The sequence below is a fragment of the Gemmatimonadota bacterium genome (assembly GCA_016209965.1).
Lineage (GTDB): Bacteria > Gemmatimonadota > Gemmatimonadetes > Longimicrobiales > RSA9 > JACQVE01.
This window is the reverse complement of record JACQVE010000041.1, coordinates 1-18,101: the sequence shown is the minus strand read 5'-3', so window position 1 is coordinate 18,101 and position 18,101 is coordinate 1. Positions and strand designations below refer to the sequence as shown.

Annotated in this window: 21 protein-coding genes; 18 read left to right on the top strand and 3 right to left on the bottom strand. The window is 70.2% G+C overall.

All coding sequences use genetic code 11. The features are described 5' to 3' along the window. The 3 genes from HY703_01990 to rpiB form a co-directional block, all read left to right on the top strand. On the top strand, nucleotides 1-528 hold a 528-nt coding region (locus HY703_01990), incomplete at its 5' end, for a hypothetical protein (protein ID MBI4543949.1). Beyond that, a complete protein-coding gene (locus HY703_01985) occupies nucleotides 525-1,223 on the top strand; it encodes a hypothetical protein (GenBank protein MBI4543948.1) in 699 nt (232 codons plus the stop codon). The genes HY703_01990 and HY703_01985, both read left to right, overlap by 4 nt. Beyond that, on the top strand, nucleotides 1,220-1,837 hold the full coding sequence (gene rpiB / locus HY703_01980) for a ribose 5-phosphate isomerase B (protein MBI4543947.1): 618 nt from the start codon (nucleotides 1,220-1,222) through the stop codon (nucleotides 1,835-1,837). The genes HY703_01985 and rpiB overlap by 4 nt, the downstream gene beginning before the upstream one ends. Nucleotides 1,838-2,136: 299 nt before the next feature. Here the strand turns inward: rpiB and HY703_01975 are convergent, their stop codons facing one another. Then, nucleotides 2,137-3,363 (bottom strand): hypothetical protein, encoded by a 1,227-nt coding sequence (locus HY703_01975; protein ID MBI4543946.1) that lies wholly within the window; start codon nucleotides 3,361-3,363, stop codon nucleotides 2,137-2,139. A gap of 120 nt (nucleotides 3,364-3,483) precedes the next feature. Here HY703_01975 and HY703_01970 point away from each other — a divergent pair, with 120 nt between their 5' ends. From HY703_01970 to HY703_01900, 15 genes are all read left to right on the top strand, one after another. Further along, complete coding sequence (locus tag HY703_01970) at nucleotides 3,484-3,900, top strand: 6-carboxytetrahydropterin synthase (GenBank protein MBI4543945.1); 417 nt, start codon at nucleotides 3,484-3,486, stop codon at nucleotides 3,898-3,900. Nucleotides 3,901-3,968: 68 nt separating this feature from the next. Further along, on the top strand, nucleotides 3,969-4,580 hold the full coding sequence (folE, locus tag HY703_01965; protein MBI4543944.1) for a GTP cyclohydrolase I FolE: 612 nt from the start codon (nucleotides 3,969-3,971) through the stop codon (nucleotides 4,578-4,580). Beyond that, the gene (locus HY703_01960; protein ID MBI4543943.1) at nucleotides 4,570-5,289 is read left to right on the top strand and encodes an SDR family oxidoreductase; all 720 of its coding nucleotides are present in this window, start codon (nucleotides 4,570-4,572) and stop codon (nucleotides 5,287-5,289) included. The genes folE and HY703_01960 overlap by 11 nt, the downstream gene beginning before the upstream one ends. Nucleotides 5,290-5,299: 10 nt before the next feature. Then, nucleotides 5,300-5,686 carry a 6-carboxytetrahydropterin synthase QueD gene (gene queD / locus HY703_01955; protein ID MBI4543942.1) on the top strand — a complete coding sequence of 129 codons (387 nt, stop codon included), beginning with the start codon at nucleotides 5,300-5,302 and terminating at the stop codon, nucleotides 5,684-5,686. 95 nt (nucleotides 5,687-5,781) lie between these two features. After that, nucleotides 5,782-6,408, top strand: a complete 627-nt coding sequence (locus HY703_01950; GenBank protein ID MBI4543941.1) for a hypothetical protein — start codon at nucleotides 5,782-5,784, stop codon at nucleotides 6,406-6,408. Nucleotides 6,409-6,514: 106 nt separating this feature from the next. After that, the gene (locus tag HY703_01945; protein ID MBI4543940.1) at nucleotides 6,515-6,946 is read left to right on the top strand and encodes a tetratricopeptide repeat protein; all 432 of its coding nucleotides are present in this window, start codon (nucleotides 6,515-6,517) and stop codon (nucleotides 6,944-6,946) included. After that, nucleotides 6,943-7,356, top strand: a complete 414-nt coding sequence (locus tag HY703_01940) for an OsmC family protein (protein MBI4543939.1) — start codon at nucleotides 6,943-6,945, stop codon at nucleotides 7,354-7,356. The genes HY703_01945 and HY703_01940 overlap by 4 nt, the downstream gene beginning before the upstream one ends. Before the next feature lie 31 nt (nucleotides 7,357-7,387). Beyond that, nucleotides 7,388-9,232 carry a long-chain fatty acid--CoA ligase gene (locus tag HY703_01935; protein MBI4543938.1) on the top strand — a complete coding sequence of 615 codons (1,845 nt, stop codon included), beginning with the start codon at nucleotides 7,388-7,390 and terminating at the stop codon, nucleotides 9,230-9,232. A 1-nt stretch (nucleotide 9,233) separates the two neighbouring features. Then, on the top strand, nucleotides 9,234-9,575 hold the full coding sequence (locus tag HY703_01930; protein ID MBI4543937.1) for a divalent-cation tolerance protein CutA: 342 nt from the start codon (nucleotides 9,234-9,236) through the stop codon (nucleotides 9,573-9,575). Further along, the gene (locus HY703_01925; GenBank protein ID MBI4543936.1) at nucleotides 9,572-10,408 is read left to right on the top strand and encodes a tetratricopeptide repeat protein; all 837 of its coding nucleotides are present in this window, start codon (nucleotides 9,572-9,574) and stop codon (nucleotides 10,406-10,408) included. The genes HY703_01930 and HY703_01925 overlap by 4 nt, the downstream gene beginning before the upstream one ends. After that, complete coding sequence (locus HY703_01920) at nucleotides 10,405-10,938, top strand: macro domain-containing protein (GenBank protein MBI4543935.1); 534 nt, start codon at nucleotides 10,405-10,407, stop codon at nucleotides 10,936-10,938. Before HY703_01925 ends, HY703_01920 begins: the two co-directional genes overlap by 4 nt. Before the next feature lie 16 nt (nucleotides 10,939-10,954). Continuing rightward, nucleotides 10,955-12,499 carry a transglutaminase domain-containing protein gene (locus tag HY703_01915; protein ID MBI4543934.1) on the top strand — a complete coding sequence of 515 codons (1,545 nt, stop codon included), beginning with the start codon at nucleotides 10,955-10,957 and terminating at the stop codon, nucleotides 12,497-12,499. After that, entirely contained in the window at nucleotides 12,496-13,269 is a 774-nt protein-coding gene (locus tag HY703_01910; protein MBI4543933.1) for an ABC transporter ATP-binding protein, read from the top strand. The genes HY703_01915 and HY703_01910 overlap by 4 nt, the downstream gene beginning before the upstream one ends. Further along, on the top strand, nucleotides 13,269-15,023 hold the full coding sequence (locus HY703_01905) for a hypothetical protein (GenBank protein MBI4543932.1): 1,755 nt from the start codon (nucleotides 13,269-13,271) through the stop codon (nucleotides 15,021-15,023). The genes HY703_01910 and HY703_01905 overlap by 1 nt, the downstream gene beginning before the upstream one ends. After that, nucleotides 15,020-15,487 (top strand): acyl-CoA thioesterase, encoded by a 468-nt coding sequence (locus HY703_01900; protein MBI4543931.1) that lies wholly within the window; start codon nucleotides 15,020-15,022, stop codon nucleotides 15,485-15,487. The genes HY703_01905 and HY703_01900 overlap by 4 nt, the downstream gene beginning before the upstream one ends. Nucleotides 15,488-15,533: 46 nt before the next feature. Here the strand turns inward: HY703_01900 and HY703_01895 are convergent, their stop codons facing one another. Next, nucleotides 15,534-17,102: a DUF445 family protein gene (locus HY703_01895; protein MBI4543930.1), complete on the bottom strand. Its 1,569-nt coding sequence runs from the start codon at nucleotides 17,100-17,102 to the stop codon at nucleotides 15,534-15,536. Between the two features lie 4 nt (nucleotides 17,103-17,106). Next, a complete protein-coding gene (locus tag HY703_01890) occupies nucleotides 17,107-18,066 on the bottom strand; it encodes a hypothetical protein (protein MBI4543929.1) in 960 nt (319 codons plus the stop codon). Between the last annotated feature and the right edge of the window lie 35 nt (nucleotides 18,067-18,101).

The following is an 18,101-nucleotide window of genomic DNA, read 5'->3' as shown; positions in this document are numbered from 1 at the left end:
GTGCGACGCGAGGTGCTGGATACGCTGGTCCCCGGCGCGCGCGGCGCGCCACTCGAGGCGGAGCCGGTCTCGGCGACGCCCGGGCTCGCGCCATTGCTCGTGCTCGCGGCGCGGACGCAGGTCGCGCCGGCGCTGGGCGTGGAAGCCGCTGCCGGCTGGACATTCGCTCAGCTGCGGGCGCGGGAAGGCTCGACCGACCGGGATGTTCAGGATCTGGGGGTGGTCCATGCCGTGCTCGGGCTGCGCTACCACCTGCACCCGCGGATCTACCTGCGCGGCGGGCTGGGCGGGATCCGCTACCTGGCCGAGCGCGAGGGGCTGTTCCGCGAGGGAAGCGAAGTGAAGGCGGTCCTGGAAGTCGCGGGCGGAGCTCGCTGGCGAGTGGCTGGCTTGCGCCTCGCCGTCGAGGCGATGGCCCAGGCACACTCCTTCGGCACCGTGGCGCAGCGGCGGGCCCGGGGGCTGGACGGGACGGTTTACCGCGGCGCGGTGCAGGTGGGTGTGGCCTTCGGCGGAGACTGGCCATGACCCGCTCCCGCCAGTGGCTGCGCCGCGCCGGGCTGGCTGCGGCGGTGGCCGCGGCAGCGTCGTGCGACTCTCCCACCATCCCCGGCCGGGTCGAGGCCTATAATTTCGCGCTGGCCGCCGAACCGCCCGTGATTTTCCACTGGAATCCGGGGCGCAGGGTGCGCGTGTTCGTGGCCGGGGGTGACGACGCGGCCCGTGCGGCTGCGCTTGCCGCGGCCTCCGCGGCGGCGTCCCGGGAATGGAACGGGGCCGTGCTCTTTGGCGAGTACCGGCTGAGCCCGGCCGAGCGCCTGCTGGACGCCGATGTCGTGCTGCGCTGGTCGGACGTGCCGCTGCCCGTCGAGGTTCCGGCACCCGCTTGCCAGCCCGCTCTCATTGGCCGCGCCGTCACCACCTTCTGCCCGACCGCTGACACCACGGAGCTCCGGGTCTACCCCTTGAAGAATGCCGGGCCGGAAGCCGCGGGCCAGGTGCGCATGATTGTGACGGTAGCGGCGAGTGAGGCGCAGGCGCCGGAACGGGTGCTGCGGCTGGTCGCGCATGAGTTTGGGCACGTGCTCGGTATCTGGCGTCACGCGCCCGGCCCCTCCGATCTCATGTGGGGTGGGGTCCTGGTCACGGAGCGGCCCACGCCCGCGGACCGGGCGACCATCCAGGTGCTCTACCACACGCCTGCCGACGTTTTCGCCCCATGAGCCGCACGATCGTGACCGAAGACGTGGTCCGCGCGGCGGCCCGCCGCGGCCGCGCCATCCGCCTGGGACCGGGCGACGCACTCGCGCCCGGCGCCCGGACCCTTGCCCAGCAGCTCGGCGTGCGGATCGAGAACTCGCCAGAGGCCGCGGCGCCGGCGGGCGCACGAGTAGTGGCCCTGGGCGCCGACCACGGCGGCTTCAAGCTGAAGGAGGAGCTGAAGGCTGCACTGCTCGAGCAGGGGTACGCGGTCCAGGACCTGGGCTGCCACACGACCGAGGCCGTGGACTATCCCGACTACGCGCGCGCCGTGGCGGAGGCGGTGGCCCGCGGCCAGGCCTGGCGGGGCATCATGGTCGATGGCGCCGGGATCGGCAGCGCCATGGTGGCGAACAAGGTGGCCGGCGTGCGGGCTTCCCTCTGCTACGACCTCTCGACCGCGCGCAACGCGCGGGAGCATAACAACGCCAACGTGCTAACGCTGGGCGGCGCGCTCATCGGCCCGACACTGGCCCGCCAGATCGTCGAGCTGTGGCTGGCCACGGAGTTCGCGGGCGGGCGGCACGAGAGGCGGGTGGCGAAGATCGATGCGCTGGATGCGGGCCGGCGGCGCTAGTGTTGCCCGCGGTAACCGGCGCGTTTTCTCTTGGGAATCCTTGACTTTCGGCTGACCCTGCACTAGACTTCGGGCGTAGGAGGCGTACCGGAGGGCTCATTTTTGGGCCGACACGGTGCAAGCAGGGGCCGACTCCTGCGCTGGACGCCACGCCTCGCGAGGGGACGGCGGAAACGCGCAGGGAGGTCACCAGTCGTGCGACGACTGGGCTCCAAAAAATCCCCTTCGGTGCGTCTGGCCGGCCCGCGGCGTTGCCGCGGGCCGGCTTTTGTTACGGCGGCCGAAGTCGAGGAGGGCGGTTAGCGGCGCTGACCAGCTTTGCGGGGGCGCTCGCGGCCCAGGCCCAAATGGCTCCGTAGCAGCGCCAGGAAGAGACGTGGCGCGCGGAAGCGGTTGGGGTCGATGATGCCGGAGAGAAGCAGCAGCGCGGCCCATATCCCGTAGAGCCAGCAGATTTCGTCGCGCAGCTCGGGGCGCAGGAACTGTGCGAACCAGAATACGAAGAGCAGGCCGGCCTCCCAGAAGGAAAAGCGCATGTTGAAGAGAATGAGCACGGCCAGGATGGACTGGAGCACCGTGAGCAGGATCTCGAGCCGCTGCTCGTCGTCGAAGGGCAGCGCCACGGCCGTGCCCATGCTCAGCGAGTAGACGAACGGGATCATGGCGGCCAGCACGGTCCACTGGTTGATGTTGCTGGACACCATGTTCATGAGGGCCATAGGCGCGCCCGTTGCCTTGCGCGCCCAGTAGAACGCGCTCACCTTCTCCGGGAACTCGGAGAGGAAGGGCGCGACCCACTGCACGAAGACGAAGTCGCTGATGCCCCAGAGCACCGCCAGCGCGAGCATGGACTCGATGAAGGGGTGCGCCGTGAAGTACAGCAGCGTGCCGCCCGCGGCGAAGAGGGTGAGGATCGCGGTCCAGCGCAGCCGCGACTTCAGGCGGAGCACGGCGCGGGGCACGCGGCCGACTTCCTCGAGGGCTTCGTCGCCGCGCGGCGGGATGTGCCAGAGGATGTAGAGGTAGGCCAGGTACATGGCGACGAGGGGTACGGCATCGAGCAGGGAGAGCGAGGCCTTGTACCAGATCCACAGGAAGTAGAGGACGGGCGGGAGCAGTCCCACCACCTCGACCGAGTGCTCGTCGTCCAGCTTGATCTCCGCCCACGTCTGGCGCCGGCTGCTGTGGAACGCGGAGTAGGCGGCGACGAAGTAGATCATGGGCCAGCCCAGCCCAATGAGCAGGCGGATCGCGCCCGTGAAGTTGGCGATCACCAGGTGCGTGCGGCTGGGATCCTTGCCGGCCTGCCAGGCAATGACGCCCTCGACAGCGAACTCGGGGAGCGTTTGCATCCAGGCAAGGATGGCCAGGGCGAGGCCCTGGCTGATCATGAACTGCGCAGCCTCGGCGGCCCAGGCCACCAGGAACGCGGAGGCCAGGATGGACGGAAAGGTCCACAAGGCCGACCACGCCGTGGCTCCCGCCCTGGCCAGGGGCGCGGCGACGGCCAAGAATCGATGGATCACGACGCTCTCACTGCCAGGGACTGCTGCACCGCCGGTGCCGTTCGAGGTAAAGACGGCAAAAGATAGAAGGCCATCGGGCAGTGCACTAGGCCGGCTGGCACGGAGGAGAGGAGGAGCTCGATGCCGCAGGTCCGAGTCACCCGGCGTCTTCACTTCAGCGCCGGCCATCGGCTGAACCGTGAGGAGTGGAGCCCGGAGCGGAACCGGCGGGTGTTCGGGTTATGTGCCAGCCCGAACTGGCACGGCCACAACTATGAGCTGGACGTGACGGTCGAGGGGGAAGTGGATGCGGAGACGGGATTCGTGTTGGACCTCAAGGAGCTGAAGGAGCTGGTCGAGCGGCGGGTCGTCGAGGATGTAGACCACCGCAACCTTAACCTGGACGTGGAGTGGATGGCTGGAGTGATGCCCACGACGGAGAACTTGGTGGTCCGGATGTGGGAGCGGATCGCGGGCGGGCTGCCGGCTGGAGTGCGGCTGGTGCGGTTGGTGTTGTGGGAGACGCCACGCAATGCGGTGGAGTACGAGGGCGGCTAAGTGGTCGAATCCGCAAATACGGCCGCATTCGTGGCCGTACTTACGAACTTGACTACTAAGGAGGTGGTATGAGGGCAGAGCGGGTGGAGCGGGCGCGCAGTGCTGGGGGTGACGACGTCGCCTTCCAGGAGCTGGTGCGCGAGCTGCTGCGGCGGCTGGGTGAGGAGGTGGGGCGGCCGGGGCTGCTGAAGACGCCGGAGCGGGTGGAGAAGAGCCTGAAGTGGCTGACGCGCGGCTACCGGCTGTCGGTCGAGAAGGTGATCGGCGATGCGGTCTTCGACGAGGACCATCACAACATGGTCATTGTGAAGGACATCGAGATGTACTCGCTCTGCGAGCATCACCTGCTTCCCTTTTTCGGCAAGGTGCACGTCGCCTACATCCCCGCCGGTAGGATCCTGGGGCTTTCCAAGGTGCCGCGGCTGGTCGAGGTGTTCGCGCGCCGACTGCAGGTGCAGGAGCGGCTGACGGACCAGATTGCGGAAGCGCTGTGGCAGGTGCTGCGGCCGCAGGGCGTGGGTGTCATCTGCGAGGCGTACCACCTGTGCATGATGATGCGGGGAGTCGAGAAGCAGAACTCGAAGACGATCACGAGTGCCATGCGGGGCGTGTTCCTCGAGGACCTGAGGACGCGCGAGGAATTCTTGCGGCTGTGTATGGTGAGCACCATTGTTAGCTGAGGCACTGGCCGGACGGACGGCGCTGGTGGCGGGCGCCTCGCGCGGCATCGGGCGGGCCGTAGCGCAGCGGCTGCGCGCCGCGGGGGCGGAGCTGGTGATGGTGGCGCGCGGAGAAGCGGCACTCAGAGCGGCGGCGCAGGAGCTTGGCGCGTGCGCGGTGGTGGCGGATGTAGCCGATGCCGCGGCGGTGGCCCGCCTGTCCGGCGCGGTACGCGAGATGCTGGGCGTAGCGGCGCCGGACATTGTGGTGAATGCGGCGGGCTCGTTCCACCTGGCGCCGCTGGCCGAGACGGAGCCAGCGGACTTCGATGCTCAGCTGGCGGCCAACCTGCGGGCGCCGTTCCTCGTCATCCGCGCGTTCCTCCCCGCCATGCTGGCGCGGCGTTCCGGGCACCTGTTGACCCTGGGCTCGGTGGCCGGCCGGCGCGCTTTTCTCCACAACGGCGCGTACTCTGCCGCGAAGTTCGGCGTGCGCGGGCTGCACGCCGTGCTGGACGAGGAGTTGCGGGGCACGGGGGTGCGTGCCACGCTCATCGAGCCGGCGGCAACGGACACGGGGCTCTGGGACCATATAGATTATGCGCGGCACCCGGGGCTCCCGCCGCGCCAGGCGATGCTTTCGGCGGAGGCGGTGGCGGCAGCGGTGTTGTACGCGGTGATGCAGCCGCCGGAGGTGGACGTACGGTCGATCGTCCTGGAGCGGACGTGAGAGGTCGGCTATGTACCTGGTGAGCGCGCAGGCCCATTACGACAGCGCCCATTATCTTCGGAAGTACAAGGGTAAGTGCGAGCGGCTGCACGGGCACCGCTACGTGGTCGAGGCGGTGCTCGGGGCGGAGCAGCTTGACGCCCAGGGCCTGGCCTTCGACTTCGTGGAGGTGAAGCGGCATCTGCGGGAGCTGGCCGACCGCTTCGACCACGGCAACCTGAACGATCTCCCCCCTTTCACGGACGTGGAGCCGTCCGCCGAGAACCAGGCCCGCTACTTCTACGACGAGCTGAAGCGGCGGCTGCCCGAGGGCATGCGGGACGCGGTGGTCTACGTTCGCGTGTGGGAGACGCCGACCCAGTGGGCGCAGTACTCCGAGCGGCCGCTCTTCTCCTGAATCTGCTGGCCGGCTGCCGCGCGCCCGCACCGCCGCCGCCAGCTCCTGCGGGGTGAGGTCCCTCGAACTGGCGCCCGAGCGGGAGTGAGCAGGGCGTGCATATCCTGCTTACGGACATATTGAGCTGCCCGCGCTGCGGCCCCGGCTTCGGCCTGATCTTGCTGGCCGACCGTATCGAGGAGCGGCGGGTGCTCGAGGGCTGGCTGGGCTGCGCCAACTGCCGGGAGCGCTACGGCATCGGGGGTGGTTTCGCCGATCTGCGGCCGCCACCCGCGCCACCGCTGCTGGCGGCGGCCGGTGGCCCGCCTGCGGCCGACCCTGACGAGGCGTTCCGGATGGCGGCGCTGCTGGGGGTAGCCGAGGGGCCGGGGTTCCTGCTGGTGGTCGGGCCGGCCGCGCGGCTGACTCCGGGGATCTCCGCAATCGTTGCCAACATCGAGGTGGTGGCAGCCGATGAAGCGGCCCGTGGCTGGAGCGAGCAGCCGGGGGTCAGCCGCCTGGCCGTTGGGGCACAGCTCCCGTTCTTCTCGCGCACCATGCGGGCCGTGGCCCTCACTGGCGATGCCGCGGGCGCTGGGCTCGAGGAGGGAGCCCGAGCACTTGCCCCGCTCGGCCGACTGGTGCTCGAGCCGGCGCCGCCGGACGCCGAGCAGCGACTCGGCGCGGCAGGCCTCAGAGTGGCAGCGCGCCAGGCGTTCACGGTGGTGGCGGAGCGCCCTTAGTGGTCCGGCAAAGGCTGATTGCGCCCTGCCCGAAGCGTTTCTATCTTTTGGCTCATGGGGGAGCCGGCCCGGAACCCCGCGATTCCCGCCTGCCCAACGCTTGCTCATGACCTGGTTCAAGAAGCTGTTCAAGGCAGAAGAAGACGGGGCGCGAACCGATTATTACCGGGAGGGTGTCGAGCTCCTGCAGGTGGGCAAATATCACGAGGCCCTCACCTCCTTCCGCCTGGCGCTGCGGGAGAGGCCGGGTGACCCGGCCACGCTTCAGCAGGTCGGCATTACCTATACCCGCATTGGCATGACGGACGAGGCCATCAAGACATACCGGGCGGTGCTGAAGGATGCTCCGGACACTGCGGGCGCGCATTATGGTCTGGCATTCCTGCTGCTGCGGGAGGGTAGGGAGGAGGAGGCCATCGAGCACCTGCGGATCTTCCTGGCTGCGGGGCTGCACGGTCCGGACGTGGAGCGGCACGTGCAGCACGCCCAGGAGACGCTGGCGGAGCTCACCGGAGAGCAGGTCCAGGGCGGCGCGTGAAGGCGGAGGTTACGGTCGCCCTGCGCTGGACCGGCGAAGGCTTGCAGTTTGAGGGCGGAGCGCCGGCGGGTCCGGCTGCGCGCGTCGACGGCCGGGGGATGGCGGGGAGCTCGCCCATGCAGACGCTGCTGCTGGCCCTGGCCGGCTGCACAGGTTCGGACGTGGTCGAGATTCTGGGCAAGATGCGCGTGCCGCTGACCGGGCTCGAAGTGCGGGTCGAGGGGGAACGGGCAGCGGAGCCGCCGCGCCGGTATACGCGGCTGCGGCTGGTGTACCAGACGCGCGGCGTCGCGGCGAACGATGAAGCCAAGGTGAGGCGCGCGATCGCGCTCTCGCACGAGAAGTACTGCAGCGTGCTGCACAGCTTGAGGCCCGAGCTGGACTGGAGCAGCGAGCTGGTGCTGGCGTGACGGGCAGCCGGCCGCCTGGGGAGTGGCCCAGATGATGACGGGGGCGGGAACGCGAAAGTATGTAGCCAATCCGGCCGGTCTGAGCCGCGGCACGCTGGTCCAGCTCCTGTTCGAGGCCGCGGACCGCCACGACAAGACGGACGCCCTGCGCTATCGGACGCCGGACGGCTGGCGCTCGATCTCCCACCAGGCGTTCCTCGACGAGATCCGGCTGCTGACGCTTGCGCTCCAGTCGCTGGGGCTCGAACCAGGTGACCGGCTAGCGTTGCTTTCGGAAAACCGGCCCGAGTGGGCGTTGGCCGACTACGCGACGCTGTGCATGGGCGCGCTGGATGTCCCGATCTACGCCACGCTCCCGCCCAACCAGATCGCATACATCCTCAAGGATTCGGGGTCGCGCGCGATTTTTGTCTCGACCGCCGAGCAGCTCGAGAAGGTGCGCCAGTCGTGGCCGGAGCTGCCGGCACTCGAGAGGACGATCGTGTTTGACACGGTCGAAGTCCAGGGCCCGCGCGAGCTGACGCTCGAGCAGGTGCTCGAGCGGGGGCGGGCGGAGCTGGCGGCGGGCCGGGGCAGCGACTTCCGGGAGCGGGCGCTGGCGGCGCGGCCAGACGATCTGGCGACGATCATCTACACGTCCGGCACGACCGGTCCGCCGAAGGGCGTGATGCTCACGCACAACAACATCTACTCGAACACGCAGGCGGTGCGGCAGGTGCTGCCCGTGGGCGCAGAGGACGTCGCGCTCAGCTTCCTGCCGCTATGCCACATCTTCGAGAGGATGGTCGACTATTTCCTCTTCTGGGGCGGCTGCACGCTCGCCTACCTGCCATCCTTCGACCTGATCCCGCAGGCGCTGATCGAGGTGCGGCCTACGATTGTGGCCTCGACGCCACGGATCTACGAGAAGCTCTACGCGCGCATGATGTCGGAAACGGGGGTGAAGCGGCGCCTGGTCCGGTTTGCGCGGGCCGCGGCGCTCGACTGGGCCGACGTGCGCCTCGCCGGCCGAGCGCCCGGGCTCCGAACCCGGCTGCGGCGCGCGCTGGCCGACAAGCTGGTGTTCCGTAAGCTGCGCGCGCGGATCGGCGGGCGGCTCCGCTACTTCCTCTCGGGGGGTGCGCCGCTGAGCCCGGAGATTGCCAGGTTCTTCTACGGCGCGCGCATCGCGATCCTCGAGGGGTACGGGCTGACGGAGACGTCCCCCGTGACCAACACCAACACGCCGTCCGCCTTCCGCATTGGGACGGTGGGCAAGCCGGTGCCCGGGACGGAGGAAATGATCGCGGAGGACGGCGAAATCCTGGTACGCGGCCCACAGGTGATGAAGGGGTATTACAATCAGCCGGATGCGACGCGGGCAGCCATCGAGGAAGACGGCTGGTTCCATACGGGCGACATCGGCGAGATTGACGAGGACGGCTTCCTGCGCATCACGGACCGGAAGAAGGATCTGATCGTGACGGCGGGCGGGAAGAACATCGCGCCGCAGCCGATCGAGAACCGGGTGAAGACCAACCCGTTGGTTGCCGAGGCCGTAATGCTGGGGGACCGCCGACCCTATTCCGTGCTCCTGGTGGTCCCCAACTTCGCCAGCCTGGCGCAGTGGGCGGCGGCGCATGGCGTGACCTCGGCCGAGAAGTCGGAGCTCCTCGGCGACGCGCGCGTGCGGCAGAAGATGGAGCAGGAGGTGTTCGGCATGCTGGACGGGCTGGCGCGCTACGAGATGCCCAAGAAGATCGCGCTGCTCGAGCACGAGTTCAGCATCGAGCGAGGCGAGCTGACCCCGACCTTGAAGGTCCGGCGCCGCGTCATCGAGGAGCACTTCCGGGACCTGATCGAGTCGCTCTACGCGGAGCAGGTGACGGCGGACTAGCATGCCGGCGGCGGGGGGAGCGCGGGTCGCGCTCATGACGGCGCCCAGCGCCGAGGTTGCGGAGCGGATCGTGCGCACACTGGTGGCTGAGGGCCTCGTCGCCTGCGGCAGCATCCTTCCCGGGCTCACCTCCATCTACCGCTGGCGTGGGGACGTGCACTGCGAGGCCGAGGTGCTCGTGATCCTGAAAACGACGGCTGCGGCCGTGCCGCGCCTGCTGGCGCGAGCGCCAGAGCTTCACCCGTACGATGTGCCCGAGCTGCTGGTGCTGGAGGTGGAGGCGGGGCACGAGCCCTACCTGGCGTGGGTCGGCGAGAGCGTGGGTCAGGAGAAGGGGGGGTGACTGAGCAGATGAGGGGCGGGGGGACGGAAGGCGCCCCGCCGGGATCCGAGGCGGAGGCAGGCGCAGAAGGAGCCGCAGGGCAGCAGAGCGGGCCGGCCGGTGGGGCCACGGAGTACGCTGCTGCGGCGCCTGAGGGCGACGGCCAGGTTGTGGTGACGGGGCGCCAGGAGCAGGGCGAAGACCATGCTGCGACGGCGGCCGCGCCGCCGGCCGCAGCGGCGCCGGCGTTGGACCCCCGGCTCGAGCGCGCGCGGCAACTGGAACGCAGCCGGGACTTTCCGCGGGCGATCCAGCTCTACCGGGAGCTGGTGCTGGAGAACCCCTCCAATGTGGCCGCCCGCAATAACCTGGGCGTGCTGTATGACCGGGTGGGCGAGCACGCGTTTGCGCTCGAGCAATACGAGGCGGCACTGGCCGTGGAGGCGGAGCGCGTCGACGTGCTGCTCAACTACGGTGCTACCTTGGGGTCTGTGGGCCGCTTCGAGGAGGCGGAGACCACGTTGCGGCGGGCGCAGCGGCTGGCACCGGAGCGGGCGGATGTACACACCAACCTGGGGACGCTGCACTTTAAGCGGGGGCTGTACGCCCAGGCAGAGCAGGAGCTGCGCCGGGCGATCGAGCTGGATCCGGACCAGCCGGTGGCATACTTCTACCGTGGTGAGGCATTGAACCAGCTAGGCCGGGTGGATGAAGCTCTCGAGATGCTGGAGCGGACCGTACAGCTCCAGCCGGGCAACGCGAAGGCGTACTACACCATGGGGATCCTCTACGACCGCAAGCACTTGCCGCAGCAGGCGGCGGCAATGTACCGCAAGGCGCGGGAATTGACGTGATCGACGTCCGCATTGGCGAGCTGACCGCCATGGCCACGAGGGCGGTGGTGCGGCCGGTCGGCGCGGACTGGTCGGCCACGACGCCGGCCATGCGCCGCCTGGAATTGGCGGCCGGGGAGGAGCTGAAGGCGCAGTGCCAGCGGCTGGGTGAGCTGCCCGTGGGATCGGCGGCCATCACTCCGGCGGGCGAGCTGCGCGCCGAGTTCATGGTCCACGTGGTCGTGCGCTCCCGCGAGCAGCCCGTGACCCCGGCAGTGGTGCGGCTGGGCCTGCTGAACGGGCTGCGTCGCTTGACCGAGTGGGCCATTGACGAGGTGGCGCTCCCGCCGCTGGGCACCGGCGCCGGCAACCTGGATGCGGAGGAATCGGCCGCCGCGATGATGCCGGTCATGATCGAATACCTGCGGGCGGCAGCGCACCCGTCCCACGTGACCGTCATGGTCGAGACGGAATACGAGCGCGATGTCTTTGAAAGGGAGCTGCGGCGCGCGCTGCAGCCCGGCGTGGCGACCCCCCGTTCCGCCAACTGAAGCCAGCGGTTTCCGCATGCCTCTCCTGTCCCGGCGCCGGCTCCTCGCCTATGGCGTTCTCGCGGTGTGGGCGAGCGTGGTCGCAGTGCACGTCCGCCGCGAGTACCTGAAGCCGCTGGCCGTGCGGCTTGCTGGGGGGGCGCGGACGCTCGAGCCCGGCGTCCTCTTCTACACGGTCCGCATGCAGGACCGCGCCATAGGCGTGGCCACCTCCCGGCTGGACACGGTGGCCACGGGCTTCATTTTCCAGGATCTGCTGACGCTGGACGTGCCGGCACTGGGCGCCGTACACCGGGCCCTGGTGCGGACCCGGGTGGACCTGGGCCGCGCCCTCGAACTGCGCTCGTTCCGCTTCGACCTGGACTCGGAGATCGGCCGGTTCCGAGTGCGCGGGGAGATGCAGGGCGACAGCATGCTGGACCTCGAGCTGGACACGGGCGGCAGCCGCCAGCGCAGCCGAGTGCCGTGGAGCGAGATCGCCACGCTGCCCACCGCGCTGCCCTTGCGCCTGGCGGCCGGGGGGCGGCTGGCAGTGGGTGAGGAATATCAGGTCCGGGTGTTCGACCCGTCCACGCTGGCGCCGCGCGACGTCTCGATCCGGGTGACAGGCCTCCAGCGCATGGTCGTGCCTACGGACAGTGTGATCCGGGATGAGGCACGCGGCCGTTGGGTCGCGGCCACCTACGACACGGTTCCGGCGTGGCGCGTCGAAGAGAGCTTCGGCGGCATCACCATGGCGAGCTGGATCGATGATGACGGCCGCCTGCTCAAGGCGGAGAGCCCGCTGGGCTTCACGATCGAGCGGGCGGCGTCGGAGATCGCGCGCCAGGCGTGGCGCGAGTCTGCCGCGGACGTGCGGCTCGCGGCGGGGTACGGCGCCATCATCGAGGCCACGGCCATTTCCAGCAATGTGGACATCGCCGATGTCGAGGCGGCGGACCGCCTGGCCGTTCGCCTGCTCGAGGTCGACCTCGAGGGGTTCGACCTCGCCGGCGGGCGACAGGCGTTGCGGGGCGACACGCTCGTCATCACGCGCGAGGAAGTGGCGGACGCACGAGCAGGCTACCGATTGCCGTACCGCGGCGGCGGCGATGCGGCCGCCGAGCTGGAGGCCACGCCCCTCATCCAGGCGGCGGACCCCCGGATCCAGGCAGCGGCGCGGCGCATTGCGGGCGGCGAGACGGATGCGGCAGCCGTCGCGCAGCGGCTCAACGACTGGGTGTACCGCACGCTGGACAAGGACGTTACGCTCAGCATTCCCAGTGCGCTCCAGGTGCTCGAGGCACAGGAAGGCGATTGCAACGAGCACACCGTGCTGTACGTGGCGCTGGCGCGCGCGCTGGGGCTGCCTGCGCGGACCGCGGTGGGCCTGGTCCTGGTGCAGGGCCGCTTCTACTATCACGCCTGGCCCGAGGTCTGGCTGGGCCGCTGGGTGGCCGTGGACCCGACATTGGGGCAGTTCCCGGCCGACGCGGCGCATCTCCGCTTCCTGGTGGGCGGGCTGGCGCGCCAGATCGAGCTGGTCCGCCTGATCGGGCGCTTGCGTCTCGAGGTGCTATGATCCGTCTGGAAGGGCTCAGCAAGCGGTACGGCCGGTTCACGGCTGTGCACCCCCTGGACCTGGAGGTGCGGCCGGGCGAGCTGTTCGGCTTCCTCGGCCCGAACGGCGCGGGCAAGACCACCACGATCCGCATGCTGGTCGGCGTGCTCCGGCCCACGGCCGGCCGCGCCTTCATCGCGGGACATGACGTGCACCGCCAGCCGCTGGAAGCGAAGCGGCACCTGGGCTTCATACCCGACCGGCCGTTCCTCTACGACAAGCTGACGGGCGTCGAGTTCCTGCGCTTCGTCAGTGGGTTGTGGAGCCGCGATGGGGTGGAGGCGGAGCGGCGTGCCGAGGAGCTGTTGACGCTGTTCGAGCTGTTCCCCTGGAAGGACACACTGATCGAGAGCTACAGCCACGGCATGCGCCAGAAGCTGCTCATCAGCTCCGCGCTGGTACACGGACCGGAGCTGCTGGTGATCGACGAGCCGATGGTCGGCCTGGATCCGAAGGCTGCCCGGCTGATCAAGGACCTGCTGCGCGCTTTTGTGAGCCACGGCGGCACGATCTTCCTCTCGACGCACACGCTCGAGCTGGCCGAAGCGTTGTGCGATCGCATCGCGATCCTGCACGAGGGCCGCATTCGTGCCCTGGGCACCATGCCGGAGCTGAGGCGCGAGGCGGAGGCGGGGACGGCGGGCCTCGAGGAGGTCTTTCTCAGGCTCACGGGCAGCGAGCAGGTGGCCGAGCTGGTGGCCTCCCTGCGCGCTGTGCCCGGCCGGGAGTAGTGGCTGTGCTCCGGCTGGGGCCGGTGGCCGCGGCGGCTGCGGCCGGGGCGGGAGCTGGTGTGCCGCTGCGCTCGCCGGGCGTCCCGCTGATGCTGGCGCCGAAGGTGCGCGCGGCGGCGCGGCGGCTGCTGGCCGCCGGGAGTATAGCGCGAGGCGTGGCGCTGGGCGCCATCGCGCTGCTCTTCTGGGCCGTGCTCTTTGCCATCCTCTACCGTCTGCTCAACTATTTCCGGGGAGCCGAGGAGATCGGCGACGTGCTGGCAGCCAAGCTGCTGGGCGTGATCCTGCTCGCGTTCCTCTCGATGCTGCTCCTCTCGAACGTGATCACCGCGCTTTCCTCCTTTTTCCTGGCGCGGGACCTCGAGCTCTACATGGCGGCACCCGTCGACCCCGTGCGCGTGTATGGCGCGCGGCTGCTCGAGACCACGCTGCACTCCTCCTGGATGGTAGCCCTGGTGATGGTGCCCGTCCTCACCGCGTACGGCTGGGTGTATGACGCCGGACCGCTCTACCTGGGGGTGGCGCTCGCGGCCGTGCCGGCCTTCCTGCTGCTGCCAGCCGTTAGCGGGACGGCGTTCACCCTGCTCCTCGTCAACATCTTCCCGGCGCGGCGCGCGCGGGACCTGCTCGCCCTCATCGCGCTGTTCGGCGCGGCAGGCCTGATCGCGCTGATCCGGTTCCTCCGCCCCGAGCAGTTGGCGCGCCCCGAGGGGTTCAGGGACCTGGTCGACTTCGTCGCCGCACTCCACGCGCCCCGCTCCGTATGGCTGCCCAGTGAATGGGCGGCCCAGGCGATCATGGCGCCGCTGCGCAGCGGCGGCACGGACCTGTTTCCCCTGCTCTTGTTGGGCAGTACGGCAGCTGCCTTCTTCGTGCTCGGGGCGTGGCTGCACGTCCGTCTCTATCCCGAGGGCTTCAGCCGCGCCCAGGAAGGCGCGGAGCTGAGCGAGGGTGGGAGTCAGCGGGGCCGCCTGGAACGACTGCTGCGCGCCCTGCCGCTGAACATCCGCTCGCTCGCGGCTAAGGATGTGCGCACCTTTTTCCGGGACACGACGCAATGGTCGCAGCTCATACTGCTGGCCGTCCTGGTTGTCATCTACGTCTACAACATCAAGGTGCTGCCGCTCCGGACAGGCCCGCGCGTCGGCTTCTTCCTGGTCAACCTGGTCTCCTTCCTGAATATCGGGATTGCCGGCTTCGTCCTGACCGCCATTGCGGCGCGCTTCGTCTTCCCGGCCGTGAGCCTCGAGGGCCGAACCTTCTGGCTGCTCCGCTCTTCGCCCCTCGACCTGCGCGCCCTGATCTGGACCAAGTACTGGTTGGGCGTCATTCCGCTGCTGGTGCTGGGCGTCGCACTGACGCTGGGCACCAACTGGATCCTGCGCGTCGACGCTGTCATGATGGCCCTCTCGCTGGCCAGCACCGCCCTCATGACCTTCGCCATCGCCTCCCTCGCCCTGGGGTTTGGCGCCGTCTTCCCCCGCTTCGATACGGAAAACGCGGCGCAGATCCCGACCGGCTTCGGCGGGCTCCTGTTCATGATGGTGGCGACCGCGTACCTGGCGGGCGTGATCGTGCTCGAAGCCTGGCCCGTCTATGGCTTCCTGTATGCCCGCGCCCGGGGCTTCCCGCTGGACGGCGCCAGGCTCACCGCCCTCGCGCTGGGGCTGGCGCCGCCACTGCTTCTCTCGGCGGCCGCCATCGTCTTGCCGCTGCGCGTGGCCGTCCGCCGCGTGGCGCTGCTCGAGCTGTGACGCGACGGGCGCCGTCGCTGATGCTCATGGCTGACGCGCCGGGGGCGGGGGCGGCGCCGCCGTTCCGATTCCAACGCGCCGTGGAGGTGCGCTTCCGCGACCTGGACGCGTTGGGACACGTGCATCACACGCTGCCGCTCGTCTACTTCGAGGAGGCGCGGGCAGCTTACTGGCGGGAAGTTGTCGGGCGTGAGGGGCTGGCCGGGATCGACTACGTGCTGGCCGGGGCGCGGGTCCGCTACCACGAGCGCATCCCGTTTCCCGCTCGCCTGAGGGTAGGTCTGCGCACCACTCGAGTGGGCCGCCGCAGCTTCACCATGGAGTACGAAGTGCGCTCCGCTGGCGGCGGCGAGCTGCTGGCGAGTGGCGAGACGGTCCAGGTCATGTACGACTACGCGGCGGGTCGGTCGCAGGCGATTCCGGCCGAGGTGCGGCAGCGCATCGAGCGGTTCGAGCGCGGCTGATGGAGAGGCCAATAGGGTCGTCTCTGTTCGAGAAGACAGCGCGGCATCAGGAGAGCAGCGCACTGAGGGTCACGAGCCCCGCCCCGATCAGGCCTCCCAGCACGTAGCCCAGCCGTACAATCAGGCGCAGCTCCCGCTCGGTCAGTCCACGAATCAGCTCCTCCACCTTTTCCATGGGGTAATCGAGGATCTTCTGCTCGATGCGGCCGGCAATGTCTACGCGCTGGGCAATGGAGGGAACTTGCTCCTGCAGCCATTGCCAGAGCGGCTCGGCGAGTGCCGCCTGCAGCCGGGGCACGGCATTGGCGGGCAGATGGTCGGCCGGCCGGCCAATGCGCCGTTCGAGCGCCGCGGCGGCCAGGCGCCCGGCGGCCTCGCGGTAGAGGGCGCGGGCGCGTTCACTGCGGGCCGCGAGGACGGCGGCCTCGGCCACGCGGCCGGGTGGCAGATGGCGAAACAGGTCGGCCCAGGTGCGGTCCTCGATGGTATGCAGCGTCACCTGCAGCTTCTCGACCAGGAAGGCGCGGGTCTGCGCGTCCCGGGCAATGGCGAGCGCCCATCCGGCCACGGTCGCCTTGGCATCGGCGACCGGCGGCTCGCCCGGCTCGCCCAGCACGGCGGCCACCGGGCGGCGCAGGAAATCGACAATCGCGTCATTGACTTTGCGGGCCATGGCATCGCGAACGGCTTCATCCCGCAGCAGCTCCGCCAGCCGGTCGGCGCCCTCCTCCTCAATGGCGCGCAGCACCCGGTCCACGGTGTCGGCCGGGATGAGCAGCACGGCTACCACGCGCTGGTAGAAGTTCAGGTCGCGCAGCAGGCGGTCGAGGATGCCATCGAGCACGTGCTTCAGCCGCTCGCGGGCCGCCGGCTCGTCGAGCATCCCGCCCAGCCGCTCGAGCGCCAGCGGCAGGTAGCCGGCAACGCCGCGCTCGAGGGCAGCGACCAGCCCGTGCGGCAGGAGCTGCTCGAATGTCCGCCCGGGCGCGAGAAGCCGGGCGGCCGCGCGGTCGAGGTAGTCGCGCACCGCCTGTTCGAATGCGGGCGCGGCAACCGCTTCAGCGATCCAGCGCTCCGCCGCCTCGGCGAGCGCGGCCTCCCGCTCGGGCGTCAGTAGTGCGGCCAGCGGCTGCTCGCTCAGCTCGGCGGCGAGGGCTTCGGCCCAGCGGGTGGCCGCGGCCCGGAACTCCTCGCCCGCGAGGTAGGCGTCCACGCGGCCTAGCAGCGCGGCTGCTGCCTCGTCCAGCAGCCCGCGCAGCTCTTCCACCAGCGGCGGGGGCAGCTCCTCAGCCAGCGATCCGCGCTCCTCGCCCAGGAGCGCGGCGAGGAAGCGCGCCAGCCGGTCGCCGAAGGCGGTACGGAACGACGGCTCCGCAACGGTGTGGGCCAGGTCCTCCGGCGTGAGCAGTCGCGTGCCGACTGTACGGCCAATGGCGGCTGCCAGCCGGGCCTTGTTCTTGGGGATCGCGCCCTGCAGGCGGCGCAGCCGCTGGCCAAACAGGGTGGGGGACTCATAGGGGTGGAACAGCATCCAGATGGCCAGCGAATTGGTCAGCCCGCCGGCCAGGGCCCCGAAGAGCACCGTCAGAGCCGCGTGCCCCGCCTGGCCGTTCACTCCCTCAGCCGTGACGGATGACGCCGAACAAGGGGCGGCGGTTGCTGCCGAGTCGGACCCAGCCGCGGACGAAGTAGAGGGTGCCCGCGGGATCGGCTGCCGGTCCCGCGGCTGTGCTGCCGCTACCGAGTTCCGGTCCCCCGTCCGCCGGCCAGGCTACGGCGCGCGGCCCCGCGAGCTGCAGCTCGCCTTGCAGCCTGGCGCGGGGGGCGACGACGCGCCACACGGCCGCGCTCGAGGCAGCAGGCGGGGCGGCCGCCCCGGGCGCGCTCGGCCCGGCCTCGAGGCGGGTTTCGGCCCACGTCTGCCCCTCGCGGCGCGCCCCCCGCCAGCTCCGGGCCTCCGCCGCCTCGCCCTGGAAAACCAGGTACAGCCCCTGCCCGTCCGTGAGGAACGCGTCATACGACGTGCCCGGGCGAGAGCCTGCGCGCTGCTGGCGCTGCTCGTCCAGGACGAGCCCGCGCGCGCGACTTCCCGCGAACAGGATCTCACCCGGCCGCAGCCGCAGCTGGTGCTCCTGCCCGCTACTCCAGTCCACCAGTGCGCGGGCAGGCGTGAGCCGCAGCTCCTCACTACCGCGCTGGTAGGCGAGGGCTTCCAGCTCGCCGCGCTCGCCCACCATCAGACGCAAGGGGCCATTGGGCAGCAGGCGCCAGGGCTCGCGGACCGGCGGCGCCTGCCAGGCCGCGTCGAAGACGGGCTCCCAGCTCCCGTTGCGTCCCAGCCACATGCGTGCGATGCGGGCGTGCGACGCCGGCTCCAGCACGACCGTGAAGTCGAAGACGGCCGCCAGTGGTATGGAGCTGGACTCCGGCAGGAACAGCAGACGGCGCTCGAAGCCGGTTGGAGCGTTGGCCTCACCCCGTGTCCGGGACGCGCCGCGGTTGCCGGTCGGCGCCGGCTCCGATCGGTCGCAGCCGGCGGCGGCCCCGCCGATTACCAGCAGCAGCGTAAGGAGTCGCACGGCTGGCTTCAGGCTTTGGCCGGCCGGGGCGCCGC